Raw genomic sequence first — 25,526 nt, 5'->3', positions numbered from 1 at the left:
GCCATACGTCCCGTACGAAACGAGCCGAATGCCAACGCCCGGCATACGGACCGAGCTCCACACGGTGGACGACACCGCGCCGGGCACGTGATCGCCAGGGAGTTTCGTTGCCGAAGCGGCGCGCTCACGTGGGTTGAGCCCGATATCGAGGTAGTGCCGCTGCACAGCGGTTGCGGTGGCGCGCCGCTGGTTGCGGGATCGGCGGCGGGCGGGGTGGGATTCGGCGTCGTACAGTGGCGATGGTCGTCTATGGGAGGCAGGGGTCGTGCAACCTAATCCACCGTTGGAACCGACCGCGGGTGAGCGGCTCTCGCATGCGGGGCGGATCTTCACCTCGGATCTGTCGGTCAATGAGTTCGCGCTGCTGCATGGGGCGGGGTTCGAGCCGATCGATCTGGTGATGGGCGTGTCGGTCTATCACGTGGGGTTCCAGTTCACCGGGATTCGGCAGCAGATGGAGTTGACCGTGCTGACCGAGGCCACCTATCGGGCGCGGTGGAATGCCATGACCCGGATGCAGGCCGAGGCGGACGCGTTGCACGCCGATGGCGTGGTGGGGGTGCGGCTGGAGTGGCGGCACGTGGGGGCCGAGGCCAGCCATCTGGAATTCATCGCCGTCGGCACCGCGGTGCGATTCACCCAGGAGCCGGGGCGTTTTCGCAGGCCGAACGGGCAGGCGTTCACCAGTCATCTGTCCGGCCAGGACATGGTGACGCTGATGCGGTCCGGGTTCGCGCCGGTGGCGTTCGTCATGGGCAATTGCGTATTCCACGTGGCCGTACAGGGTTTCATGCAGTCGATGCGCCAGATCGGCAATAACGTCGAGATGCCGCAGTGGACGCAGGGCAACTATCAGGCCCGCGAGTTGGCCATGTCGCGCATGCAGGCCGAGGCCGAGCGCGATGGCGGGATCGGCGTCACCGGCGTGGAGTTCCAGATCCAGAACTACGCCTGGGGTCATCACACCGTCGAGTTCTACGCGGCCGGAACGGCGTTGCGCCGCACCGGAACCGGCGAGACGATCACCCCGCAGTTCGTGCTCCCGATGGGCGGCTGACCGGTGGATTTCGATGCCGAGCACGCGGCGCGGGTGATCGGTGCGGCGCTGCACGGTCCCGGCGGTGTCGCGATGGTCTTCACCGTGTTCGCCGGCGTACCGGGCGCGGTGCGCACGCCCGCCAAACGCGGGGTGTTCCGCTCCGAACCCGAACGGCTGCAATTGGGTTCATGGCGCTACGAGGTGACCGGTGATCAGCGGGTGCGCGCCGCGCACGTGGTGAACGGCATTGTGCTGGCCGAGGATGTGCTCATCGCGGCCGCGGTCGGACCGCATGTGGCGCGCGCCCTTTCCGATCTGGTGACGGGTTTCGGCGAACCGGCGGTGCCGCGCATCGCCGCGGCGCTGGAGGTCTTGGAAACAGTCGGCTGAGCGGGCGTTCACCTGCGAGTATTAGGGGGTGAAGCGCGACGTCTCCGCCCATCTCGACGTCCTTGTACATGCCGATACCGTGCTCGAGTTCCAGATCGCCGTGGCCCGCCAGCCCGGTATGGAGTTGAGCGAATCACTGGTCTTCGAACTCGATGGAATGCGGTGTCAGGCGCGCGAGGTGATCGGCCCGCACGGCACCCGGATTCACGTATTGCGCTGTGGCGCGGGTAATTTGCACGCCTACTACAGTGCGACCGTGCTCGGCGCGGCGCTCGCGGAGCCGCCCTCGGACTACGATCTCGCGATCTACACCCGCCCGAGCCGCTTCGCCGAATCCGATAAGCTGCTCAATTTCGCGGCGGCCGAATTCGGTTGCGGCATCGATGATCCGGAAACCCCCGCGCGGGTCGCCGCCTGGGTGGCGCGCCGGGTCCGCTATCTCCCCGGCGGCAGCACCCCCAGCGACGGCGCGGTGGAGACCCTGCTGTCCGGCACCGGCGTCTGCCGCGATTTCTCCCACCTCACGGTCGCGCTGCTGCGCGCGGTCGGCGTGCCCGCCCGGGTCGCCTCGGCCTATCCCCCGGGTGGCGTCCCGATGGATTTCCACTCCGTCCCCGAGGCGTACGTGGGCGGCATGTGGCGGGTCCTGGACCCCACCCGTCTGGCCCCGCGCTCCACCCTGGTCCGCATCGCCACCGGACGCGACGCCTCCGATATCGCGTTCCTGGGCAACCACGGCGGTGACATCACCGTCAATGGCCTGTGGGTCAACGCCTTCGTCGAGGGCCCGCTCCCCTATGACGATTTCGAGCAGCCGCTGACCCTGGCCTGAGGGCCCGCGCCGGGTTCGCGGGCCCCGGAAGTCTGCACCAGATCCTGCCCCCTTCGCAGGATCTGGTGCCATTCGAGAATGACTCAGCACCCCGGCCTCGATCACCCCCGAGCGGACGGGAGATCCGGGAAAAGAGCTGGTGAGTAACCCATTTCAAGGTCGAAAAGGACTTTCCGGACCGGAAAGATTTGGCCGGAATCCAGTCGTTTCGCGGCGACGCGCACGCCCCCGGGCCGCGAAATCCCCGCATCTGCGGCGATTGCCGACGGTGTGCTCGCGAAGGTGCGATGATGCTGATCGGCGATCGTGATCGCGGCACGGTCGAGTACGACAGCGATCCCGTGGAAAGGCCGGCCATGACCGGATCGAAGCCCGTATCGACCTCGCGGCTGGCCCGCGGTTCCAAACTCGGTGCGGTGGTGGCCGTACAGGCCGTCCGCAAGCGCCGCACCAAACTCGCCATGATCGGCAGATCCGCCGAGGTGCGTGCCCGCATGGCCGATGAGTCGGTCCTACATCTGGCCGAATCGCTGGTTTCGGTGCTGGGCCAGATGAAGGGCCTGGCGATGAAACTCGGGCAGCTGCTGTCGCTGCTGGATCTGGAGTTGGTACCGCCCCGGTATCGGGAGAGCTTCCAGCGCCGCCTGGCCGTGCTCTTCGATCACGCGCCGGCGGTGGGGTTCGAGGCCATGCGCGGGGTCATCGAGGAGGATCTCGGCAAACCGCTCGATGAGCTGTTCGCCGAATTCGATCCGGAGCCGATCGCGGCCGCCTCCATCGGACAGGTCTATCGGGCACGGCTTTTCGACGGCACGGCGGTCGCGGTGAAGGTGCAGTATCCGGGCATCGAACAGGCGGTGCGCGCGGACCTGCGCAATCTGGGCATGCTCCGGGTGATGATGCAGCAGGTGATGCTGCCCGGTTTCACGCTCGGCGTGCTGGATGAGATGCGCGCCAACTTCGAGAAGGAACTCGACTACGAGATCGAGGCCCGCACCCAGCGACATGTGGCGGAGCTGTACGCCGACCACCCGTTCATCGCTGTACCGCAGGCGTTTCCGGAGTACAGCAGTCGCCGCGTACTGGTGACCGAGTACTCCCCCGGCCTGGATTTCGAGGCCATGCGGGCGCTGCCCGACGCCGACCGCGATCGCATCGGCGAGATCGTCTACCGCTTCTACGTGGGTTCGCTGTTCGAGTTCGCCGAGTTCTGCGGTGATCCACATCCGGGTAATCTGCTGCTGCGCCCGGACGGCCGCGTGGTCTTCCTGGATTTCGGGCTCTACAAGCGAATGGCGCACGAGCACATCGCCTTCGAGGCCACCTGCCTGCGCGCCACCGCCGAGGATCGCGATGACGACCTGTACCGGCTCATGGTCGAGCGCGGCGTCATCGACGAGCAGTCCGGCGTCACCCCCGAGGAGTGCTACAACTACGTGCTCTCGGCGGCCGAGTGGAGCCTGGTGGACGAGGAGTTGCCGCTCACCCCGGAACTGGCGTCGGCGGCCTTCCTGCACGCGGTCGATCCGCGCATCGCCGAATTCGACGGTATGCGCAGGCAGAACCTGCCGCCGGAGCACCTGTTCTCCCGCCGCGTGGACTTCTGGACCTGCGCCACCCTGGGCCAGCTGCGCGCCACCGCGAACTGGCATCGCATTGCCAGGGAATGGCTCTACGACGCCGAGCCGGTCACCGAACTGGGCCGCCTGCACCGGGATTGGCGGGCCGGACAGCCACAAGAGTGCGAGACTGATGTGACGACCATCACCCCGTTAACGAACAACGCGTCGTAGAGGATTTCACTGCGAATCACTCGTCCGGATCTTCCGGGCGTCGCGCACTGAGATGGCAATCTTCTGGGAGGCAGAGCGTGCGATCGACAAACAGAATTTTCACAACCGTGGGGGCGGTGCTCGTGATCGGCACGTCGGCATTGCTCATGACGGCGTGCAATGACAAGGACACCAAGGCCGGGCCGAGCAGTTCGCAAATCGCGCAGCCGATGGGCACCGGCCAGCCCGGCGGCGGTAACCCGGGCGGCAGCACGAGCAACGGTCAGGCCACCGTCCGCACCGTCGGCAAGACCGGCTGGTACGAGGGCTTCGACATCACGGTGGACAAGGCGACGGTGGTCCCGGATGAGTTCGGCGGGGCCAAGATCCGCATCGACATCACCTACAAGAACACCACCACCGACAACAAGACGTTGAGCATCGTGCCGACGTTGCAGGTGGGCAATGAGATCGACGCCGGGGCGGGCTTCGACAATCCGGCCGTGCCCGGAAAGGGTTCGGCCACCGGCAATGTCACCACCACGGTGAAGAAGCTGTCCGATGCCCAGCATCTGCTGGACACCCTGAAGGTCATATACGGCACCGCCGCCGAGAATCAGACCATCATTCCGATAGCGGCCGATGGCAAGGTGCAGAGCATCCAGCCCCGCGACCTGAGCGTCTCGGGAACACTCGTGCAGGATCAGACGACCATCCAAATCACCGGCGGCACACTGAGTCCCAGTTACACCAAGGGCGAGAACGGAAAGATGGATCTCGCGCTGCACGTCAAAATCATCGGTGGCTCGGGCATTTCCGATGGCGGCGCGAATATCTTCTACGAATACTTCAGCGTGAAAACACCGGACGGACAGAATGTGCCCGCCGATATTCGCGGGCCCATCAACGAATTGCTCGAACGCAATCAAACCATCGACAACGCAAAGAATTTCGCGATCTTCGTGGTGCCCTCGCCCGGCACCGGAACCTACGTGGTGACCTACGACGCCAAGAAGGGCGAGGGCACCGCGCCGACCTTCTCCTTCACCGTCAGCTGATCCGGGCGCGGCGCACGGTCCGGCCGTCCGCCACCGCGACGACCAGCGTGCGGGTCTCGGGGGTGTGCGCCCACCAGCGGTGGGCCACACCCGCCACACAGTAGTAACTGTCGCCGGTGGCGAGGATGATCTCCTCGCCACCGGCGATCACCGTGATGGTCCCGGCCACCACGTGGATCAATTCGTCGTTGCCGTGCGCGAATTCGCGATCACCGCGTTCGGTGCCACCGGTGAATTCCAGCGCGCGCAGATCCCGCACGCCGTGCACCAGCGAGCGCACCGAACCGTCGCCGCCGTGTTCGGCCTGCGCCAGCGCGGTGTCATCGGCGGCGCGCACCACCGTCGCGGTGGGCGCGGTGTCGGCGGCGGCCAGGAGTTCGGTGGCGGTGGTGCCCAGCGCGTCGGCGATGCGCTGCAGCGACCGCAGGCTGGTATTGGTGCGGCCGTTCTCCAGCTGGCTCAGGAACGATTGTGAGAGTTCGGTCCGCACCGCGAGCTGGGCCAGGGTCAGCCCGGCGGCGCGTCTGCGGCGATGGATGACATCGCGCAGACCGGAATCGGATCCCGTCACACTCTCGCCGCTCACATCGCCCTCTCGTCGGTATCCGAACGGCCTCATTGTCGGCCCTGCCCGGGCGATCGCACGGGTTTGCCTCACCGTGAGCAGAAGGCTTCTGCCGATCGCCAGCGTACTGAATATTCAGTATCACTAAATATTCAGGAGGTTCGGTGGAGCAGAACACGCTCAAACGTCGGGGTACGGGACTGATCGGCAGCGATCGCGAGCTGGCCTCGCCCGGGTACACGCTGTACGCGCCGCTGGCGGGCAACGGCATCGTCGACCTGGTCGACCTGGACGGCGAACTCGCGCACCGATGGACGCTGCCGTACCGGCCGGGCCGCCATGCCCGACTGTTGGACGGCGAGCTGGCCTACAACGGCGCGACCCTGAATATCGCGCCGCTGTTCGCCATGTGGCGCAAGTACAGCGGCGGGTCCATGGGCCGGTACGACGCACAGGGCGTGCTGCTCAACGAGATTCGCGACGATTACCAGCACCACGACGCGCACCACTACGACGACGGGCGGGTGCTGTACGCCACGGTGGAACCGCTGCGCGGGGCCGACGCGGCGCGCATCCGGGGCGGTGTGCCCGGCACCGAGGCCGACGGGATCGTCTGGTCCGATGTCATCAGGGAGGCCGCGCCCGACGGCACATCGCTGTGGGAGTGGCGGGCGGTCGAACACCTCGATCCGGCCGAATTCGGTTTGCAGCCGCACTATTGGCGCGAGCACTGGCCGCTGATCAACAGCGTGTACCCGCTCGATGAGCACACCGTGGTCGCCAGCCTGCGCAGCGTCTCGGCCGTGATCACCATCGATCGGCGCACCGGTAAGGCGAGCACGCTGGCCGATCGCGCCAGCCTGGCGCAGCAGCATCACGCCACCCCGGTAGGGGACGGGCGCATTCTGGTGTTCGACAACGGCACCTTCCGGACCGGGGAATCGGTGACCTACAGCCGGGTCGTCGAAATCGACACCGCCACCGGCGATATCGCGTGGAGCTATCAGGATTCGCCGCGCGAGGCGTTCTTCACCCCGTTCATGGGCGGGGCGCAGCGGCTGCCCAATGGCAATACCCTCATCACCGAGGCGGCGTTCGGGCGCATCTTCGAGGTGACGCCGGAACGGCGGATCGTCTGGGAGTACGTGGTGCCGTCGTTCACCGAATACCCGGATCCCGATACCGCGGCGGTGTTCCCGGGCATCTCCAATGCCATCTTCCGCGCGTACCGCTACCGCGGCGAGGACATCCCCTGGCTCGGTGCGCTGTGAGTATTACCGCCGTACAGCCGGATTCGGCCGTCGACGAGATCCCGCCGCCGGCGCGCGCGTTCACCGCCGCGCTGCAACACCTGGCGGTGATGGTGGCCATGCCGATCACCTCGGTGCTGTTGATCGCGCACAGTCTGCGACTCGATGACGGGCAGGCGCGCGCATTGCTGTGCGCCACCCTGCTTTTCAGCGGTATCGGCACGATTCTGCAATCCAGCGGCCGGTTTTCGCTGGGTGCGGGACTGCCGTTCGTCATGCTGCCGGGCGGGGCGGCGGTGGTGCTGTTCATTCAGATCGCGCAGGAATCCGATGCGGCCACGGCCAGCGGTGCGGTGATCATCACCGCGGTGGCCGGGATCGTGCTGGTGCCGGTGGCGCGGCGGCTGGTGACCCGGCTGCCGATGGTGGTCATGGCGAGCATGGTGCTGGTCATCGGGGTCAACCTGGTCAAGGTGGCGGGCAATCTCATTGTGGGCGAACAGCCTTCGCGGACCGCGGTGGCGCTGGCCGGGGTGACGGTGGTGAGCACCGTGGTGGCGCACCGGTTCCTGCCGCGGGCCTGGCGACGGGTGTCGGTGCTGCTGGGCATGATCGCGGGCTGCCTGGTGGCGGCCGCGCTGGGTCAGTTCCATCTGCAATCCGGGTCCGAGGTCGCGCAGTTGCCGCGGTTGTTCCTGTTCGGCACACCACATTTCGATTTCCTGGCGGCGGTGCCGCTGCTGGTCTTCAGCATCGGTTCGATGGCCGAGGCGACCGGGCAGACGGTGCTGAACGCCAAGATCATCGGCAGGGAGATCGACACCAGCGTGACCACCGGGCGCACCATTCGCGGTGACGCGGTGACCTCGCTGCTGGGCGGCCTGTTCGGCGGCGCGACCATGGTGACCAGCGGTGAGAATGTCGGCCTGCTGCGGTTGACCGGAGTGCGCAGCCGGTACGTCACCATGCTGACCGGTGCGCTGCTGGTGATCGCGGCGTTCGTGGCTCCCATTGGGCGACTGGTGAACTCACTGCCGGGACCGGTGGTGGGCGGTACCGCCGCCATTGTGTTCGCGATGATCATCGCGGCGGCCATCGGCATGTTCCGGCAGGTCGATCTGGATTCCGATGCCGCGCTCATCACCGCGACCGCGGCGCTGACCGCCGGACTGCTGCCGATTCTGGTGCCGGGGCTGTACAAGAGCTTCCCGTCCGATCTGCGGCTGCTGCTCGGCAGCGGGGTGACCATGTCCGCCATTACCGGGGTGCTGGTACACCTGCTGTTCAGCCGCCGTGCACCGAGCGCGGAACCATCGCCATAACTGGAGAATTCACAACTGGAGGGGGTACCGGGGATTCGGTACTGTGTGGGCGGATCAGGGGAGGAACAATGCGATTCAGCTCGATCGGCGCGGCGGCAGTCACCACCGGGGTGCTACTGGCGCTCGCCGCCGCACCCGCGAATGCCGAGCGGGGCGACGATCATCCGGGCTCCTGCCTGGTGGTGGCGAATCACAGCGGGGGGCCGCTCACCCTCACCCTGAAGTATCCCGAGGTGTCCGGCACCTGGAATTACGACGACAATGAGCAGCCCACGGTGGTTGCCGACGAGGCGAATTCGATCATCACCTCGCCGAACGGGTTCTGGGAGGTGCGCCTCGACAAAGAGGTGCCCCGGGATTGGACCTACGATGCCGAGCAGAACTCCGGACAGGGCTGCAACGGCTCCTGGCTGCTCACCGTGAACAAATAATTCGGGAGGCGGCGGGCCACCGGCTATCGGTAGCCTCGGGGCGGCAGGACGCCGGGGTGGAATCGATCCGTCCCGGCGAGTGAACGGCAGTGACGCCGGCGGCAGTACGCCGGTGGATGGGGGACGATTCCGATTACGGCACGGGGAATTTCGCGATGGGGCGCGACCGGTGACCTACCGGGCAGGATGGGGCTCGGCCGAATCAGGCTGATCGGGCTCCTCGCGGGCGTGCTCGGCATCCTGCTGGCGGTGCTGACTCCGCTGCTACCGGTGCGCCAGGATCGCGCGAGCCTGGATTGGCCGCAACCCCAGTCGATTCAGCTCACCGCTCCCCTGGTGGACTACGTCCCCCTCGCCCTGGACGTGAGCATCCCCTGCACCGCCCTGCGCGATCTGACCACCGGCACCGTGCTGGCAACCGTCCCACCCAAATCCGAGGGTGCGACGGCGAAGGGTCTACTGGCCCGTATCGAGGACAAGAACGGCTCCGGCCGCACCCTCTCGGTGCTGCTCCGCGATACCCAGCTCCTCACGGTGCCCCTGAACGAGATATCCACGGCCGCGCCGATATTCGACCCGAATCCGCCGACCACCGCTCGCAGCCAACCCCCTGCCACCGGGCCACCGGGCGGCAATCAGCCGGTCGGGAGCAACACACCTCCCCCGGGATCCACGCCTCCTCCGGGCAGCACACCACCGCCGGGTGCAACCCCGCCCCCAGGGTCGACACCACCGCCCGGTGCGACTCCCCCGCCAGGCTCGACACCACCACCCGGTGCGACTCCCCCGCCAGGCTCGACACCGCCCCCGGGCAGCACACCGCCACCCGGCAGTACGCCGCCTGCGGATTCCACTCCGCCAGCTGGAAATACACCCTCGAACCCAGGAACTGATCCGGGCACCAACTCGGTGATCGGCAGTGGTGCGGGCCCGGCCGCGAACCGGGAGACGTCACCGCCTCCCAATTGCGGTGCACTGGTCATACATTCGACGTCCGGGTCGACCACGGCGGAGCTGACCGGGCTCAATCGCAAAGACGGCACGCCGTATCGGACCACGATCGACAAGGATGTGCGGCCGCAGATCGTCGGCGTCTACACGGATTTGGATCGGGCGCGGCTGACCGATGCGCGGCTGCACGCCGAGATCGATTCGCGGTTCTCGTCCAGTCCGAGTGCGGTCAAGCTCGCCGCGATCGTGGGCGCGGTGCTGTGCACACTGATCGCACTGATCTGCCTGCATCTGCTCGATTCCGCCGACGGGCGTAGAACGCGCCGGTTCCTGCCCGCCCGCTGGTGGCGATTCGGCCGGGTGGACGGCGCGGTGATCGCGGTACTGGCGCTGTGGCATGTGATCGGGGCCAACACTTCCGATGACGGCTACATCCTCACCATGGCCCGAGCGTCCAAGCACGCCGGATACACCGCCAACTACTACCGCTGGTTCCAGGTCGCGGAGGCCCCGTTCGGCTGGCCGTACGAAATCCTCGCCCAGCTGACCAGATTCACCGACGCCAGCCTCTGGCTACGCCTGCCGTCCCTGCTCGCGGGCATCCTCTGCTGGCTGGTGATCAGCCGGGAAGTGCTGCCCCGCCTGGGTTCTCGCGTCCGCGCGCACGCGGCCGCCCGCTGGACCGCCGCGCTGATATTCCTGGCCATCTGGCTCCCCTACAACAACGGCCTGCGCCCCGAACCCCTGATCGCCCTGGGCGCACTCCTCACCTGGTGCTCGATGGAGCGCGCCATAGCCACCCGCCGCCTCCTCCCCGCCGCGGTAGCCGTCCTGATCGCGGCCTTCTCCCTGGCCGCCGGTCCCAGCGGCCTGATCTGTGTAGCCGCCCTGATAGCCGGTTCCCGCTCGGTCATCCGCACCGTAATCGCCCGTGCCCGAACCGATTCCGGGGCGAAGCTGCTGCGGTACGGCGCATTGCTCGCGCCGATCGTGGCAGCCGGGGTGCTGGTGCTGGTTGTAGTGTTCGCGGATCAGACGATTGCCTCGGTGCTGGAGGCGACGCGGGTTCGGACGCTGGTGGGGCCGAATCTGGGGTGGTCGGATGAGCCGACGCGGTGGGAATCACTGTTGTCGCTGACTCCGGACGGGTCGCTGGCCAGGCGGTTCGGGATTCTCGGAATGCTGCTGTGCCTCGGGGTTTGCGTGCTCGTGGCGCGCGGTCGCGGGTTCCGGATTCCGGATACCGCGCGCGGGCCCGTGACGCGAGCACTGGGCATCGTGGTGATGGCGCTGCTCTTGATGATGTTCACGCCGACCAAGTGGACCCATCATTTCGGGGTGTACGCGGGACTCGCCGCCGCACTGGCGGCGATCACCACGGTTGCGCTGAGCGGCAACAGAATTCGCGCATCTTATCGGCGCTGGCTGTTCGGCGCGGGGGTGCTGTTCCTGCTCGCCGTCACGTTCACCGGGTCCAATGGCTGGTGGTACGTCTCCGGCTACGGGGTGTCCTGGCCGGACCGCGCGCCGGTGCTGGGCGGGATGAGCATCGCCACCGTTTTCCTGGTGCTCGCGATGCTGAGCCTGGTGGTGGCGGGGTGGCAGTACTATCGCGATCCGCTCGGAACCGCCTCGTCCACCGAACGTTTCACCCGGATCAGGCCGTTGACCGTCGCGGCGGCCGCGCTGGTGCTGTTCGAGGTGGCAGCCATGGCGCAGGCCGCGTACGCGCGATATCCGGCGTATTCGGTGGCGCTGTCGAACCTGCGCACCCTCGCGGGCAAGGACTGCGCGATGGCGGATGACGTACTGGTGGAGACGGATACGCCCGGTTCGGTGCTGGAACCGTACAGCGGTAAGCCCGCCGACGGGCTGGCCGCCGAGAACTCCGGCTTCACCGCCAACGGCGTCGGCGATCTGATGCCGGACGGGCCGGGCGGCAAACAGTCCGGACCGCCTTCGGGCAGTGGACCTTCGGGTGGTGGACCTTCCGCCGGTGGCCCGCCCGGCGGCGGGCCGGGCAGCGGCGGTCCCGGCGGTCCGGGGACACATGGCGGTCCGCCACCGGGTGGGCCCGGCGGCTCCGCCACCGAGACCGGAATCAATGGCAGCACGGTCGCGCTGCCATTCGGTTTGGATGCCGCCCGCACCCCGGTGCTCGGCAGCTACAGCACCGACGACCGGCAGCCCGCACATCTCACCACGCAGTGGTACCGCATGGATCTCGCTGCGGCACAGCGGGATTCCGCCTATCGCGTGCTGGTGCTGACGGTCGCGGGCCGCATCGCGGCCACCGATGACAACGGCCACCACATCGACGGTCAGCGATTGCGCGTGGAGTTCGCGCACCGCGCCGAGGACGGCACCCTCACCCCGCTGGGCGATCTGGTGCCGCCCGGTGTCGGCGGCGCGCCCATGTGGCGGAATCTACCCATCGCGCTGGATCGAATTCCCCAGCAGACCAATGCGATTCGCCTGGTCGCCCAGACCGACGGCACAACCGGCACGCAGTGGCTGGCAGTAACCCCGCCCCGGTTGCCCCGGCTATCGACACTCAACTCGGTCGTCGGCGGGTCCGAACCGGTGCTGACGGATTTCCATGTGGGACTTGCGTTCCCATGCCAGCACCCGCTCGATCACCGCGACGGCGTTGCGGAACTGCCCGGCTGGCGCATCCTGCCGGACAAGCTCAATTCCCAGGTCTCCACCTCCTGGCAGGGTGATTCCGGTGGCGGCCCGCTGGGCTGGATCGATCTGCTGCTGACCCCGCGCACCGTCCCGTCCTATCTGAATCACGATTGGACGCGAGACTGGGGCGAACTCCAGCGCTACTCCTTCGCCGCCAATGCCCGTGCCCCACAGGCGGATATCTCGGTACGGGTCGAAAACCGCTGGGGCTGGGTCGATGACGCTCCGATCAAGACCGAGTAGCACGCTCGAGTAGGCGAAAAGGTCCGCCGCATTCCGAATCCCGGACTGCGGCGGACCTTTTCAGCTGTGCCTACTTCTGCGGCGGCGCACCGCCACCCGGCGGCGGCTGCTGTCCGTCACCGGGCGGCTGCTGTCCGGCCGGCGGCTGCTGCCCCGCGGGCAGCGGCTTGCCGATGTGCTGTGCGATATCGGGCAGCATGCGATTGGCTACCTGCTCCCACTGTCCCCAGTTGTGCACGCCGATACTGGGGAAGTCGTAGGTGACATTGTCGTATCCGAGCCCCTGCAATCGCGACTGGAACGCCTTGGTATTGGCGAGCGCGATCCCCTCCAGCGGCATGCCCTGGATGATCGCGTCCACCGAGGACAGATCCTGTTGCGCCGGAACAGCACTGCCGGCCGCGATGTACAGCCGGATATTGTTGGCGATCAGCGTCGGGGCGAACCCGACCGCGTCCTGCCGCTCCCAGGCCGGGCTGCCCGCCGCCGCCATGGAGTCGATGTTGTAGCCGCCCGCCGCGATCATGGCCAGCCGCAACGCTTCTCGCATACCCGGCGCGGACGAGTGCAGATACCCCGACAGCGATCCGGCGTACACGAATTGATCCGGATGGTAGGCCGCCAGCACCACCGCGGCGCTGCCGCCACTGGAAAGCCCGAACACGCCGTTGCGACTATCGCTGAACCCCAGCCGATTTCGCAGCGCGTCGCGCAGTTCGTGGGTCAGAAAGGTTTCCCACTTGTAGGTATTGGTCTTGCCCTGCGTCTCATCCCAGCCCGCGATGGCCGATCCCGAATCCCGCCCCGGCAGCAGCGACGCATCGGGATTGACGCCGCCGAAACTGCTCGGCTCATTCCAGTCCGCGTAGAAACTGGATTCGCCGCCGACCGGCATCACCACATTGATATTGAACTTGGCCAGCGCCGCCGGAATGCTGGTGTGCAGCTCCCAGCCGTTCAAATCGTTCTGCGCCCGTTCCCCGTCGAGCAGATACACGACCCGATCGGTGTTCCCGTCCGCCGCGCGAATGATCCGGGTATTGATGGCCCCCATCGCGGAGTCGACCGAGAAGTCGAATGCCGCCGGATCACGGTCCGCCACAGCGGGTCCCGCCACTACCACCGACGCCCCGAACGGTAGTAGTGCGACCGCGACAGCACCGACAACGGTCCGCCTGGCCCACCCACCCCGGGATCTGTATCGGCGCTCCTGCGCCCCTCGCACAGCCAAGCCACCCATATCCTGTTATGCCCTTCCGCAGTGCGGCCCCATTCGACCGCTCCCCACACCGCCCCGCCCGATTCGAATCAGCGGCACAGCCCATATCGCCAGCAGCATAACGCGCCCGCGCACCCCCGTCCCCGCCAATTCCTCCCGCACCGACCTGGATAAATGATCACCGGGTAATGGTGAAGGCGGCGCTGCGGCCGCGGGCGTCGAGGCGGCCGTCGCCCCAGCTGGCGCTGCCGTAGCCGTCGACCTCGATGGCGTATTCGCCCGCGGGGACGGTGCCGGGGAGCAGGACGGTGGCCCGCGGATGCCCGTCGATGAGTTCCAGGTAGCTTCGATCGGCTCCGGTTTCCAAGGGCACCAGGAAGATTCGCGCGTACTCGAGTTTCAGATGCGCGGCGATGTCGGCGAGCGACCACGCTATCGCGAGTTCCCGCGAGTGCTCCCCGAACTCCACGGTGACCCGCAGCCGCGCCTGTCCGTCGAGTCCCGCCCGGTCGCTCACGCCGCCTCCTCCACTGCTGTCTCCACTAATACTCGCGTACGCGCCAGCCGCGCGGCGGGTCCTCGCCGACGCGGCCGTCGACGGCTTCGCGGATCAGGTCGGCGTGGCCGGTGTGGCGGCCGTATTCCTCGATGAGATCGCAGACCAGGCGGCGCAGGCTGAGGTGGTTGCCGTCCCACTCGAGGTGGACCGGCTGGTCGAGTCCGCCGTCGGCGAGTGCTGCGGCGAGTATCGCCCTGGACCGCTCGACGGTCTGATCCCAAATGGCGTAGAGCTGTTCGGGGGTGTCGGCGGCGGCCGATTCGAAATCCCAGTCGGGGGCGGATTTCCAGTCGACCGTGTCCCAGGGCGGGCTGACCGGTGCGCCGGAGAGTTTGGCGGTGAATATCTCGTCCTCGGCCCGGGCAAGGTGTTTGAGCAGACCGCCGAGGGTGAGGGCGGAGGCTCCGATGCGGACGTCCAGCCCGGCGGAGTCCAGAGCGTCGGCCTTCCAGCGGAAGGTGGTGCGCAGTCGTTCCAGCGCGCCGATGAGCTGTTCGGCCTCGGTTCCGGCCAGCGGCGGCTCCCAGGGAGTGGCGCTCGATGTCATAGGGTCACGCTAGCCTCGGGCGCATGGGGTTGGCAGTGGCAACACACGCGTTGGCTTACGCGCTGGAACATGATGAAGAGCATGCCGAATCGCTGCGCGCGCAGTTGGCAGCACTGAACACACTGCTCACGGCGGAGGGATTGCCGTCCCATGACGAGCCGATCGTCCACGGTGCGGCGACGGCCCGGGACCGGCTCGGCGGGTTCCCGTACAGCTTCGTGCACTACCTGCGGCGCGCGTACGCCCGGGCGCTGGAGAATCCGGGCGAACCGCTGACACCCGTTGCCGCGGGCGAGGATCCAACCGCGGACGAGGTGTTGGACCGCGTCATGTACACCTTCGAATCGCATCTGATCTGCCATTCGGACTGCGAGGGCTTCTACGTCCCGGCCGATTTCCAGGAGGTGCTCTTCCCCGATGCCGCGCTGGAGATTCCGGGCGGCATGGTCGGTTCCAGCGCCGCCCTGTTGCGCGAACTCGCCTATGTCGCACGGTATCTCGGCATCACCCTGGTCGACGGCGAGCTATCGGACGCGGAGATCGCCAAGTTCGCGAACGATGAGGACGAGCACCCGCTCTACCGCGAACGCGAAACCTGGCTGGTGCTGTTCGAGCAGGCGCGCGTCTCAATGGCGAACCACACCCTGATCACCTTCTGCTGAAAACCGTTTCAGCCGACGAGCGGGCGTGGGGCAAAGCTTCTTCGAACCTGATCGATCGGCGCGCGTCGTGATGGGTTACGCTGCGGGCATGTCCATCAGTGTCCGTCTTGCTCCCGGTTGCCGCCCGCGCGGCTGCCGTGCGCCGGCGCGACGGGTGCTGGGGCGTCGGGTTCGGTATGTGATCGGTTCCGAACCCGGGCAGGTCAATGGAATGCGATGGCTCAACGCGTCGCGTGTCGGGCGGGGTGTCTGAGGGAGCGATTCGTTCCCGGTTCCGTCCTCTCCTCTTCGAGGGTGTCAACGGTTGTCGAGCCGTCGGCATCGGCGCGCGCATACGCGTTCTCGTGACCCATTCCGAGCCTGCCGACCGGGGCATACGCCCCAGGAGACCGAACCATGACCACACAATTCTTCGTTCCGGACCTCGATGGCCGAACGCCCGACACCGAAGGTTATTTCGGCGCTTTCGGCGGCAAATTCATTCCCGAGGCGCTGGTCGCCGCGGTGGAAGAGGTGGCGGCCGAATATGAGAAAGCCAAGGTGGACCCCGCTTTTCTCGCGGAGTTCGATGAACTGCTCGCCGATTACGCGGGACGGCCGACCGCGCTGACCGAGGTGCCGCGATTCGCGGAGCACGCGGGCGGCGCGCGAATCTTCCTCAAGCGCGAGGACCTGAACCACACCGGTTCGCACAAGATCAACAATGTGCTGGGCCAGGCCCTGCTCACCAAACGTATGGGCAAACGCCGCGTCATCGCCGAGACCGGGGCCGGATCGCACGGCGTCGCCACCGCCACCGCCTGTGCGCTGTTCGGGCTCGAATGCGTCATCTATATGGGCGAAGTCGACACCCAGCGCCAGGCGCTCAATGTGGCGCGCATGAAAATGCTTGGCGCGGAGGTGATTCCGGTGCTGTCCGGGGCGCGCACGCTCAAGGACGCCATCAACGAGACGTTCCGGGACTGGGTCGCCAACGCCGCCACCACGCACTACATTTTCGGGACGGTCGCGGGACCGCATCCTTTTCCGGCCATGATCCGCGACTTTCAGCGCGTCATCGGCGTGGAGTCGAAGGCCCAGATCCTCAGGCGGGCAGGGCGATTGCCGGATGCGGCGATCGCGTGCGTGGGCGGCGGATCGAATGCGATCGGGCTCTTCCACCCCTTCCTCGACGATGCCGGGGTGCGTCTGATCGGTTGCGAGGCAGCCGGTCACGGCATCGAGACAGGTGAACACGCGGCCACTCTGTCGGCGGGTGAGCCGGGCATCCTGCACGGTTCACGTTCGTACGTGCTCCAGGACGACGAGGGTCAGATCACCGAACCCTGTTCCATCTCAGCGGGTCTGGACTATCCGGGTATCGGACCCGAGCACGCGCACCTGCACGATATCGGCCGCGCGGAATACCTTCCCATCACCGATAACGCCGCCATGCAGGCGTTTCGGCTGCTGTCCGCGACCGAGGGGATCATCCCCGCGATCGAGAGCGCACACGCGCTCGCGGGTGCGCTCGAGATCGGCCGCGCACTCGGCCCGGACGGATTGATCCTGGTCAATCTCTCCGGTCGCGGCGATAAGGATATGGACACCGCCACCAAGTATTTCGCACAGTCGGAGGAAGCCAAGTGAGCGGGAACATTCGACTGCTGAGCGATACGCTCGCCCGCGCCGCCCGGGAGAACCGGGCCGCGCTCATCGGCTATCTGCCCGCCGGTTTCCCGACCGTCGACGGCGGTATCGCCGCGATCAAGGCGGTGCTGGACAGCGGCGCCGATGTGATGGAAATCGGTCTGCCGCACAGTGATCCGGTCATCGACGGTCCGGTCATCCAGGCGGCCGACGATATCGCACTGCGCGGCGGCGTCCGCATCAAGGATGTACTGCGCACGGTGCGCGAGGCCTTCGAGGCGACCGGAAAGCCGGTGCTGGTGATGAGCTACTGGAATCCCATCCAGCGCTACGGCATCGAGCGCTTCACCACCGAACTCGCCGCCGCCGGGGGTGCGGGCGCGATCCTGCCCGATCTGCCGGTGCAGGAGTCCGCGGAATGGCGCGAACATGCCGAGGCGAACGGCCTCGCAACGGTTTTCGTGGTGGCGCCGAGTAGCCGCAATGACCGGCTGGCCGAAATCACCGCGGCCGGATCGGGTTTCGTCTACGCCTCGGCGCTGATGGGCGTCACCGGCACCCGACAGTCCGTCGGCACGGCGGCGGACACCCTGGTGCAGCGCACCAAGGCCACCACCGAACTGCCGGTCTGCGTCGGCATCGGCATCTCCACGCCCGCCCAGGCGGCCGATGTCGCGACCTTCGCCGATGGCGTGATCGTCGGTACCGCGCTGGTCAGGACACTGCTCGACGCAGCCGATCTGGATAGCGGAATCACCGCCGCCCGGGAACTCACCGCAGCGCTCGCGGAAGGAGTGCGCAGACGCTGACGACTCAGTGCGCGCCCAGGAAGGGCGCCACCGCGGTCCACCAGCCGTACACCGTGTCCACGAGCAGTCCGACGGCCAGGCCGGAGAGCACCGACAGGATATTGGGGTCCATGCTCTCCAGCCTAGTCCGGCGGCTCGCGCGGTCCAGTCGGGCCTTCACGCGGCACGCTCGGGCCTTCACGCGGCACAGTCGGGGCTTGTTTCGGACACTCGGTGCTTCGTGCGGCACAGTGCGGCGAACTCTGGTTGTATGCCCGGCATGGCATTGCATATGAGCCCGGACGGAGACTGGCACATCGGTGACAACCCACTCGATTTGGATGCGTTTCTGCACGAAATCGGCGCGGAAGGCTATGCGATCCACGAGACCAGACACTCGCTCTGCGTTAACTGCGGGTCCACTGTTTTCGGCATATCGGGCGATCCCGACCAAGGTGCCATTCGCCGTGAATGCCGCGGTTGCGGTGCCGGGCATTTCGTCGCCGGATGCGATGCGGAGTGGTCCGACGACCACGCCGACGCGGTCGTATGCGTATGCGGCGAAAAGGATTTCAATATCGCCGTCGGCTATTCGCTGTACGCCGAACGCACCGGAGTTCGCGCCCTGACCACCGCCGAGCGCTGCCAGTCCTGCGGGCGCATCGAATCGTTCACCGGCTGGATGGTGCGGGGAGGCGCACTGCATCTACTCGATCTGGCCTGAGCCCCGGGAATCGGAACCGGTTGCGGTGGCGGCGAACTCACGCCACCGCAGCCTCCGCACGGCAAAACGGATATCGGAATAGCCGATGGACAGCCGGGGGTCGAGTGTGTAACGTACCGCAGGCCGTGATTTCGACCGAGGAGGTGAGACCCATGAACGTTGTATCCGTATGGGTGCTCCCGCTCGGTTCACGGTTGGGCGATTGACGTAGGTGTCGCTGGGAGTGCCTGAAAGGCAAGGCATTTCCGAAAGGCACCATCATGAACATTATCTCCGAGACATCGTCCGACGGTGTCGTCGAACGCGATTTCGTCCTCGATGACGTCACCGGCGTTCTCTTCTCCCCCGAATCCGGTTCCACGGGTGCGCCATTGATCCTGAGCGGTCATTCCGGCGGTGTGCACAAGCGGGCGCCGGGACTGGTGGCCAACGCCCATCAGCTGGTAACCGAACTCGGCTACACCGTCGCCGCGATCGACGCACCCGGGCACGGCGATCGGCCGCGTGATGAACGCGATCAGCGCTGGGTCGCGCAAATGCAGGCGGCGCGGGCGGCGGGCGAATCCCTCGCCCCCGTCATCACCGAGTTCAATCTGTCCCTGGCCGAGCGGGCCGTTCCGGAGTGGCAGGCCACCATCGACGCCCTCCAGCAGCTGCCCGAGATCGGGGCGGACGCACCGATCGGGTTCGGCGGCATGACCCTCGGCGTGGTCACCGGTCTGTTGCTGGTCGCCGCCGAACCGCGGATCACCGCCGCGTCATTCGGTCCGGTGTTCGTGTTCGACGAACTGCTGGACGCGGCAAAGCGAATCACCGTCCCGGTCGAATTCCTGATCGCCTGGGACGATGAGGAGATCGATCCGCGGCCCGGCCTGGCGTTGTTCGACGCCTGCGGATCCCTCGACAAGTCGGTGCACGTCTACCCGGGCAGGCATAACCGCATGCGCGGCGTCCCGGCCGACAGCCGGAGTCGCTTCTTCGCCCGGCATCTGAACGGGGTCACCGGCTAACCGGGGCGATCTCGGCGTCCGGTTCGCTGCCGGACGCCGAGTCCCGTTCCGATGAATCACACCGCGCCGAACCGTCCTACCCTGCGACAGATCGTTTCGAATCGAGCGAAGGAATCGCATATGCTGATCGTCGCGGGACACCTCATCGTCGACCCTCAGGACCGTCGGTCGTATCTCGCCGATTGCGTCGAGGTCGTGGAATCGGCGCGCAACGCACCCGGCAATCTGGACTTCTCGCTCACCGCGGATCTGCTCGATCCCGCGCGCATCAACATCTTCGAACGCTGGGAGTCCCAGCAGGCGGTCAATGACTTCCGGGGCAGCGGTCCGACGGATTCGCAAGCCGCGACGATCCGGTCCGCGCAGGTCGCCGAGTATGACATCGCGGAAGTACGCTCGCTGACCTGATTGTGCGTGAGCCCTCAATTTGCGGGGATCGCAAGTGAAAGTATCGCTGGGATAACGGAATAGGTATGTTGTGGGCTACGGTCGGGCGTGTTGCGCGAGTGCGCCCGACCCCGGTGTAGCCGACAGGATTGACGAAACCCCATATGGCCGTGATGTTTCTCTGGATAGTTGTTCCCCTACTTGTGGTTGCGGTGGCGGCAGCCGGTTATTCGGCGCTGCGACTGCGGGCGGAGCGGGCGCGGGCCGATGCGCTCACCGCTCAGGTGCGCGGCTGGGAGCAGTTGCTCGAACAGCTTGTGCGCAAGACGCTTCCGTCGGTGACCGAATCGATTCGGCGCCCCGGAATGCCGGTCACCGGGACCGATATCCCGGTCGGACTGGAGCAGTCGAGTATCGCTCCGCTGGTGTGGCAGACCGTCGAATACTATGCCGAGGATTTGCGGCTGCTCTGGTCCGAGGCCGCCGAACAGGGCAGGCGCGAGGTGGAGACGCAGGCCCGCCAGGCGATCGCCAAGGCGGAACAGACCGTGCGCGATGAGGCGCAGGCCGTGCGCGATGCCGCCCAGGGCGCGTCCCGCGATGTCACCGGCGCGGCCGTGCGCTCGTTCGGCACCTCGGTGGTCAGCCTGGGCGCGGACGTCGGCAAGGTGGTCAGCGCCGCGCTGCGCGAACATCGCGACGACGCGGTGTACGAAACGCTGATCCGAATCGATCACAGTGTGCAGCAGATGATCCGGCAGGCGCAGTCCTATGTGATCGTCAGCGGCGGTCTGCCCGGGCGGCGCTGGCCGCAACAGGCGGTCACCGATGTGGTGGGCGGTGCGATCGGCCGCGTTCGCGATTATCTGCGCGTTCGCTCCACCCAGGCGGACCGCGTGGTGGTGAGCCGTGTGGTGGAACCGCTGGTGCACACCGTCGCGACGCTGCTGGACAACGCGCTGCGCTACTCGCCGCCAACCTCGTTCGTGGACATCAGTTTTCAGGAAGGCCACCACGGTGTGACCATTCTGATCGATGATGCCGGGGTGCGGATGAATCCCGAGCAGCTCGAGGATGCCCGGCAGGTGCTGGCGGGTGAGCGCGCCATCGATATTCTCGAACTCGGCCCCGCGCCCAAGATCGGCTTCCCGTCCATCGCGGCGCTGGTGCGCCGCTACGGATTCAGCGTGTACGTCGACGGGCCCAACGCCTACGGCGGCGTGCGCGCCATGGTCTTCATTCCCGAATCACTCTTGGTCGCACCGCAGGACGTGCGGGAGCAGCCCGCGCTTGCAGCGCCTGTGGTCGCACCCGTGCAGGAGCGCAGTGTGGCAGAAGAGGAAGAAATCGCCGCGGCGTTGACCGCGAGCGGACTCACGAAACGGCGGCGGCGCACCGTGGTTCAGCCCAGCGCACCGACGTCGGCGCCCATGCCCGCACTGCAGGCGGCGCCCACTCTCCAATCCGCGCCTGCGCTCGCCCCCGCGCCGACGCTCCAACTCGCTCGACCCGATATCGCGGTGGCGTGGTACAGCGGTTCGGTGAGCGGCCGTACCGCCGCGGCCGAAGTCGATCAGACCGAAGGGAACAACTCGTGAATTCACCGACAGCGGCCGACTCGCACACCGCGGTCGACACTCCGTCCGATGGCAGCAACCGGCTCGGCTGGATGCTCGCCGATCTCGACATTCCGGGCGTGCGTTTCGCCGTGCTGCTATCGGAAGACGGGCTGCGGATCGCGCACTCGGGCAATATCACCAAGGACAACGCGGAACGTTTCGCCGCCGCCGCCTCGGGATTGCGTTCGCTCGGTAAGGCGCTCGGTGAATTCTGCGGCGGCCCGGGCGATCGCGTGCGCCAGAACGTCACCGAATACGACGGCGGGATGATCTTCATTACCGCCGCGGGCGAGGGCGCGGTCATCGGCGTCTCCACCACTCCCGAGGTCGATGTGGCGCTGGTCGCGCACCGGCTCAACGAGCTCGCGGCGCGGGTCGGGCACGAGCTCGGTGCCACACCGCGCGGCGGCGCCCGGCCGTGACCGGGCCGCGGCGGGATCCCGATCTGGTCCGGGCCTACGTGCGCACGGGCGGGCGTTCGCGCGCCTCCCGGCAACTGGACCTGGTCACCGTGATCGTCGCCGCCGAAACCCCACCGCAGGGCGGCTCGCCCGATGCCCGGCGCATCTACGCGCTGTGTCGGGATGCGTTGTCGCTGGCCGAGATCGCCGCATACCTCGATCTGCCGCCCTCGGTGGTGAAGATCGTCGTGGCCGACCTGCTCGATGGCGGTCACCTGATAACCCGGACGCCCGCACACACCCTGCCGGACGTCAGCTTGCTGGAAGAGGTACTGAATGGGCTCCGCGCCCTCGCGGTCTGAGTTGGTGCCCCCGGGCGTCGACTATCTGGCCCCCACCGTCGTCAAGTCGGTAAAGCTGTTGGTGGCAGGCAATTTCGGCGTCGGTAAGACCACCTTCGTCAGCAGCGTGTCGGAGATCAAGCCGCTGCGCACCGAGGAGACGATCACCGAGGCCAGCGTCGGCGTCGACGATATGGCCGGACTGCGTGAGAAGACGACCACCACGGTCGCAATGGATTTCGGCCGCATCACGCTGAATCCGCAACTGGCGCTGTATCTATTCGGTACGCCGGGGCAGCAGCGGTTCGTCCCGCTGTGGGAGGAACTGGCATTGGGCGCGCTCGGCGCGCTGGTGCTGGTCGACACCCGGCGCATCGAGCAGTCCGATGAGGTGCTGGCCGTGCTCGAACAGCGCGGCGTGCCGTATTCGGTGGCGGTCAACGAATTCGAAGGCGCGCACCGGTATCCGCTGTCGGAGATCCGCGATGCGCTCGACCTCGCCGAGGGCACCCCGCTGACCGCCCTGGACGCACGCGATCGGCGTACGTGCGTGCAGTCGCTCATCACCCTCGTCGAGTACCTGTTCCAATCTCGTCAGGAGTCACGACTTTGACCACTTCGACCGGGCCCACCGTCCTAGTCGACGGCACGCAATTCCCGCTCTACGCGGAGGAATTCGCGGCCGACCCGCACGGAAACTATCGCGAGATGCGCCGGCGTTACGGCTCGCTGGTGCCGGTGGAACTCGCGCCGGGGGTGTCCGCCACCCTGGTGATCGGCTATCACGACGCGGTGCGGATTCTCAATGACCCGGAGCACTTTCCGGCCGATCCGCGCATCTGGCAGCAGAACATCCCGGCGGACTGCCCGGTCAAGCCGATGATGGAGTGGTATCCGAACGTGCTGCGCAATGCCGGTGAGGCGCATCGCCGGTACCGGCAGGCCAATGTGCACGCGGTGGACGGGGTGGATCTGCACGGGCTGCACGCGATCGTGGAGCGCGAGGCGATTCCGCTGATCAATACGTTCTGCGAGAACGGATCCGCCGAACTGATCACCCAGTACGCGTTCCCGCTGGTGTTCGCGGGGCTCAACGACATGCTGGGCTGCCCGCCGGAGATCGGGCAGCGAGTGGCAGCCGGTATGGCGGCGCTGTTCGACTCGGTGGACGAGAACGCCGAGCTCGGAATGCAAACGCTCAGTGGGGCTTTGCTGGAGCTCATCGAGCTCAAGCGGCGCGAGCCGAGCGACGATATGGTGACGCGGCTGCTACAGCATGACGCGGGCCTGGATGACACCGAGATGCTGGCCAACATCATCAGCATCTACGGCGCGGGGCTGGAGCCGCAGCAGAACCTGATCATCAATACGCTGCGGCTGATCCTCACCGACGACCGCTTCGCCGGTGATGTGCTGGGCGGAAGTCTTTCCACCCGTGACGCTTTGGACGAGGTGCTGTTCAACGATCCGCCGATGGCGAATTTCGCCATCTCCTACCCGCGTCAGCCCATGCTGGTCGGTGAGACCTGGCTGCCCGCGCATCAGCCGGTGGTGATCAGCCTGGCGGGCTGCAATAACGACCCCGCGATCGGCGGCGGGGAGCGCATCGGCAATCGCTCACATCTGGCGTGGAGCCTGGGACCGCATGCGTGCCCGGCGAAGTCGGTCGCATCACTGGTGGCACAGGAGGCCATCGACCAATTGCTGGACGCGCTGCCCGAGCTGCGTCTCGCCGTTCCGGTCGATGAATTATCTTGGCGTCCAGGGCCATTCCACCGCGCGCTGGCAGCGCTGCCGGTGGTGTTCCCTGCGTGCCCGCCGTTGAATGTGAAGTAGGAGAGCTGTTTTGACGATCGAACCCTTGGCATTGGACCTGACCGGTGTCGACATTCAAGGTGAGAACGCCCGCATTCGTGCACGTGGACCGGTGACCCTGGTCGAGCTCATGGGTGTGCCCGCGTGGTCGGTGACCGACGCGGATGTGTTGAAGCGTTTGCTGGCCGATCCCCGGGTGTCCAAGGATCCGGCGCAGCACTGGGCCGCGTTCGGCAATGGTGAGGTCACCCCCGAGTGGCCGCTGTTCCCGTGGGTCGCGGCGACCAATATGTTCACCGCGTACGGTGCGGATCACCGCCGCCTGCGCAAACTGGTGTCCCCCGCGTTCACGCACCGCCGCACCATGGCGCTGCGCCCGCGCATCGAGGAGATCGTCAACACGCTGCTGGACAACCTCGCCGCGACACCGGCAGGTGAAACCGTCGATCTGCGTGAGGGTTTCGCCTATCCGGTGCCGATTCAGGTGCTCACCGAACTGATGGGCGTCCCCGAGGATCGCGAACCCGCGCTGCGCGTCTGCGTGGCGCGCTTCTTCGACACCGAGATCTCCCCCGAGGCGGCCGGTGCCAACTACCTCGAAATGTTCGGTCTCATCGAGGAACTCGTCGCGTTCAAGCGCGACAACCCGGGCGACGATATGACCAGCGTCCTGATCGCCACCCGCGACGAGGACGGTGAGCGCCTCACCGAGAAGGAAATGGTCGACACGTTGATGCTCGTCATCAACGCCGGCCACGAAACCACGGTGAACCTCCTCGACCAAGCCATCGTCGCCCTGCTCACCCACCCCGAACAGCTCGCCGCCGTCCGCGCGGGCGAGGTCACCTGGGACGACGTCATCGAGGAAACCCTGCGCTACGAGGCCCCCGTAGCCCACCTCCCCCTCCGCTACGCGGTAGAGGACATCGAAATCGACGGCATCCACATCCCCAAGGGCCAAGCGATTCTCGCCTCCTACGCCGCCGCCGGCCGCGACCCCAAGCTCCACGGCGAAACCTCCGAATCCTTCGACATCACCCGCGTCAACAAGGACCACCTCTCCTTCGGCCACGGCGTCCACCACTGCATCGGCGCCCCCCTGGCCCGCCTGGAAGCAACCATCGCCCTCCCGGCCCTCTTCAACCGCTTCCCGGACCTGCACCTAGCGGATCCGACCGCCCTCTCCCCCGTGATCGGCTTCATCTCCAACGGCCACCGCGACCTCCCGGCCCGCCTCACCGCGAACTGATCCCCAGACCACTCGGGCCCGGCCACCCGCCGGGC

26 protein-coding genes are annotated in these 25,526 nt (G+C 66.9%); 22 read left to right on the top strand and 4 right to left on the bottom strand.

What is annotated here, in order from left to right; genetic code table 11:
• Nucleotides 1-265: 265 nt before the first annotated feature.
• The 5 genes from ACFVUS_RS36625 (at nucleotide 266) to ACFVUS_RS36605 (ending at nucleotide 5,091) form a co-directional block, all read left to right on the top strand.
• Complete coding sequence (locus ACFVUS_RS36625) at nucleotides 266-1,057, top strand: heavy metal-binding domain-containing protein (RefSeq protein WP_387777471.1); 792 nt, start codon at nucleotides 266-268, stop codon at nucleotides 1,055-1,057.
• Between the two features lie 3 nt (nucleotides 1,058-1,060).
• Nucleotides 1,061-1,429 carry a DUF5073 family protein gene (locus tag ACFVUS_RS36620; protein ID WP_387777468.1) on the top strand — a complete coding sequence of 123 codons (369 nt, stop codon included), beginning with the start codon at nucleotides 1,061-1,063 and terminating at the stop codon, nucleotides 1,427-1,429.
• 28 nt (nucleotides 1,430-1,457) lie between these two features.
• Nucleotides 1,458-2,261, top strand: a complete 804-nt coding sequence (locus ACFVUS_RS36615) for a transglutaminase family protein (protein ID WP_387777465.1) — start codon at nucleotides 1,458-1,460, stop codon at nucleotides 2,259-2,261.
• Between the two features lie 356 nt (nucleotides 2,262-2,617).
• Nucleotides 2,618-4,054: an ABC1 kinase family protein gene (locus ACFVUS_RS36610; RefSeq protein WP_387778550.1), complete on the top strand. Its 1,437-nt coding sequence runs from the start codon at nucleotides 2,618-2,620 to the stop codon at nucleotides 4,052-4,054.
• A gap of 107 nt (nucleotides 4,055-4,161) precedes the next feature.
• Nucleotides 4,162-5,091 carry a hypothetical protein gene (locus ACFVUS_RS36605; protein ID WP_387777462.1) on the top strand — a complete coding sequence of 310 codons (930 nt, stop codon included), beginning with the start codon at nucleotides 4,162-4,164 and terminating at the stop codon, nucleotides 5,089-5,091.
• Here ACFVUS_RS36605 and ACFVUS_RS36600 read toward each other — a convergent pair.
• On the bottom strand, nucleotides 5,084-5,677 hold the full coding sequence (locus tag ACFVUS_RS36600) for a helix-turn-helix domain-containing protein (protein ID WP_387777459.1): 594 nt from the start codon (nucleotides 5,675-5,677) through the stop codon (nucleotides 5,084-5,086). The two genes, ACFVUS_RS36605 and ACFVUS_RS36600, sit on opposite strands and share 8 nt — an antisense overlap.
• 143 nt (nucleotides 5,678-5,820) lie before the next feature.
• On the opposite strand from ACFVUS_RS36600, the gene ACFVUS_RS36595 reads away from it, so the two are divergent.
• The 4 genes from ACFVUS_RS36595 to ACFVUS_RS36580 all read left to right on the top strand — a co-directional run bounded on the left by ACFVUS_RS36595 (nucleotide 5,821) and on the right by ACFVUS_RS36580 (nucleotide 12,541).
• Nucleotides 5,821-6,927 (top strand): aryl-sulfate sulfotransferase, encoded by a 1,107-nt coding sequence (locus ACFVUS_RS36595; protein ID WP_387777456.1) that lies wholly within the window; start codon nucleotides 5,821-5,823, stop codon nucleotides 6,925-6,927.
• On the top strand, nucleotides 6,924-8,228 hold the full coding sequence (locus ACFVUS_RS36590; protein WP_387777453.1) for a uracil-xanthine permease family protein: 1,305 nt from the start codon (nucleotides 6,924-6,926) through the stop codon (nucleotides 8,226-8,228). Before ACFVUS_RS36595 ends, ACFVUS_RS36590 begins: the two co-directional genes overlap by 4 nt.
• 68 nt (nucleotides 8,229-8,296) lie before the next feature.
• Complete coding sequence (locus ACFVUS_RS36585; RefSeq protein WP_387777450.1) at nucleotides 8,297-8,659, top strand: hypothetical protein; 363 nt, start codon at nucleotides 8,297-8,299, stop codon at nucleotides 8,657-8,659.
• Between the two features lie 186 nt (nucleotides 8,660-8,845).
• Nucleotides 8,846-12,541 carry an arabinosyltransferase domain-containing protein gene (locus ACFVUS_RS36580; RefSeq protein WP_387777447.1) on the top strand — a complete coding sequence of 1,232 codons (3,696 nt, stop codon included), beginning with the start codon at nucleotides 8,846-8,848 and terminating at the stop codon, nucleotides 12,539-12,541.
• A 70-nt stretch (nucleotides 12,542-12,611) separates the two neighbouring features.
• Here ACFVUS_RS36580 and ACFVUS_RS36575 read toward each other — a convergent pair whose 3' ends face one another.
• The 3 genes from ACFVUS_RS36575 to ACFVUS_RS36565 all read right to left on the bottom strand — a co-directional run bounded on the left by ACFVUS_RS36575 (nucleotide 12,612) and on the right by ACFVUS_RS36565 (nucleotide 14,866).
• Nucleotides 12,612-13,781, bottom strand: a complete 1,170-nt coding sequence (locus ACFVUS_RS36575) for an alpha/beta hydrolase (RefSeq protein WP_387777444.1) — start codon at nucleotides 13,779-13,781, stop codon at nucleotides 12,612-12,614.
• Nucleotides 13,782-13,938: 157 nt separating this feature from the next.
• A complete protein-coding gene (locus ACFVUS_RS36570) occupies nucleotides 13,939-14,277 on the bottom strand; it encodes a hypothetical protein (protein WP_387777441.1) in 339 nt (112 codons plus the stop codon).
• Between the two features lie 25 nt (nucleotides 14,278-14,302).
• Nucleotides 14,303-14,866: a DUF664 domain-containing protein gene (locus tag ACFVUS_RS36565; RefSeq protein ID WP_387777438.1), complete on the bottom strand. Its 564-nt coding sequence runs from the start codon at nucleotides 14,864-14,866 to the stop codon at nucleotides 14,303-14,305.
• Between the two features lie 23 nt (nucleotides 14,867-14,889).
• Between ACFVUS_RS36565 and ACFVUS_RS36560 the strand changes: the two genes are divergently transcribed.
• The 13 genes from ACFVUS_RS36560 to ACFVUS_RS36500 all read left to right on the top strand — a co-directional run bounded on the left by ACFVUS_RS36560 (nucleotide 14,890) and on the right by ACFVUS_RS36500 (nucleotide 25,491).
• Nucleotides 14,890-15,528, top strand: a complete 639-nt coding sequence (locus tag ACFVUS_RS36560; RefSeq protein ID WP_387777435.1) for a hypothetical protein — start codon at nucleotides 14,890-14,892, stop codon at nucleotides 15,526-15,528.
• A 70-nt stretch (nucleotides 15,529-15,598) separates the two neighbouring features.
• Nucleotides 15,599-15,781, top strand: a complete 183-nt coding sequence (trpM, locus tag ACFVUS_RS36555) for a tryptophan biosynthesis modulator TrpM (protein WP_387778547.1) — start codon at nucleotides 15,599-15,601, stop codon at nucleotides 15,779-15,781.
• A 143-nt stretch (nucleotides 15,782-15,924) separates the two neighbouring features.
• Complete coding sequence (gene trpB / locus ACFVUS_RS36550; protein ID WP_387777432.1) at nucleotides 15,925-17,157, top strand: tryptophan synthase subunit beta; 1,233 nt, start codon at nucleotides 15,925-15,927, stop codon at nucleotides 17,155-17,157.
• On the top strand, nucleotides 17,154-17,966 hold the full coding sequence (gene trpA, locus ACFVUS_RS36545) for a tryptophan synthase subunit alpha (RefSeq protein WP_387777429.1): 813 nt from the start codon (nucleotides 17,154-17,156) through the stop codon (nucleotides 17,964-17,966). Before trpB ends, trpA begins: the two co-directional genes overlap by 4 nt.
• Before the next feature lie 259 nt (nucleotides 17,967-18,225).
• Entirely contained in the window at nucleotides 18,226-18,669 is a 444-nt protein-coding gene (locus ACFVUS_RS36540) for a hypothetical protein (RefSeq protein WP_387777426.1), read from the top strand.
• A 260-nt stretch (nucleotides 18,670-18,929) separates the two neighbouring features.
• Nucleotides 18,930-19,679 (top strand): dienelactone hydrolase family protein, encoded by a 750-nt coding sequence (locus ACFVUS_RS36535; protein WP_387777423.1) that lies wholly within the window; start codon nucleotides 18,930-18,932, stop codon nucleotides 19,677-19,679.
• Between the two features lie 120 nt (nucleotides 19,680-19,799).
• Nucleotides 19,800-20,087 (top strand): putative quinol monooxygenase, encoded by a 288-nt coding sequence (locus tag ACFVUS_RS36530; protein WP_387777420.1) that lies wholly within the window; start codon nucleotides 19,800-19,802, stop codon nucleotides 20,085-20,087.
• Nucleotides 20,088-20,278: 191 nt separating this feature from the next.
• Nucleotides 20,279-21,664: a sensor histidine kinase gene (locus tag ACFVUS_RS36525; RefSeq protein ID WP_387777417.1), complete on the top strand. Its 1,386-nt coding sequence runs from the start codon at nucleotides 20,279-20,281 to the stop codon at nucleotides 21,662-21,664.
• A gap of 71 nt (nucleotides 21,665-21,735) precedes the next feature.
• Nucleotides 21,736-22,107, top strand: a complete 372-nt coding sequence (locus ACFVUS_RS36520) for a roadblock/LC7 domain-containing protein (protein WP_387778544.1) — start codon at nucleotides 21,736-21,738, stop codon at nucleotides 22,105-22,107.
• Nucleotides 22,104-22,448, top strand: coding sequence for a DUF742 domain-containing protein (locus tag ACFVUS_RS36515; protein WP_364638764.1), 345 nt, complete (start codon nucleotides 22,104-22,106; stop codon nucleotides 22,446-22,448). The genes ACFVUS_RS36520 and ACFVUS_RS36515 overlap by 4 nt, the downstream gene beginning before the upstream one ends.
• On the top strand, nucleotides 22,423-23,040 hold the full coding sequence (locus ACFVUS_RS36510; RefSeq protein ID WP_387777414.1) for an ATP/GTP-binding protein: 618 nt from the start codon (nucleotides 22,423-22,425) through the stop codon (nucleotides 23,038-23,040). The genes ACFVUS_RS36515 and ACFVUS_RS36510 overlap by 26 nt, the downstream gene beginning before the upstream one ends.
• Nucleotides 23,037-24,263, top strand: coding sequence for a cytochrome P450 (locus ACFVUS_RS36505; RefSeq protein WP_387777411.1), 1,227 nt, complete (start codon nucleotides 23,037-23,039; stop codon nucleotides 24,261-24,263). Before ACFVUS_RS36510 ends, ACFVUS_RS36505 begins: the two co-directional genes overlap by 4 nt.
• Before the next feature lie 10 nt (nucleotides 24,264-24,273).
• Nucleotides 24,274-25,491: a cytochrome P450 gene (locus tag ACFVUS_RS36500; RefSeq protein ID WP_387777408.1), complete on the top strand. Its 1,218-nt coding sequence runs from the start codon at nucleotides 24,274-24,276 to the stop codon at nucleotides 25,489-25,491.
• The last annotated feature ends 35 nt before the right edge of the window (nucleotides 25,492-25,526 follow it).

The organism is Nocardia sp. NPDC058058, assembly GCF_042885355.1.
Lineage (GTDB): Bacteria > Actinomycetota > Actinomycetes > Mycobacteriales > Mycobacteriaceae > Nocardia.
Note: the sequence above shows the minus strand (reverse complement) of the source record. Positions and strands in the feature narration are given on the sequence as shown.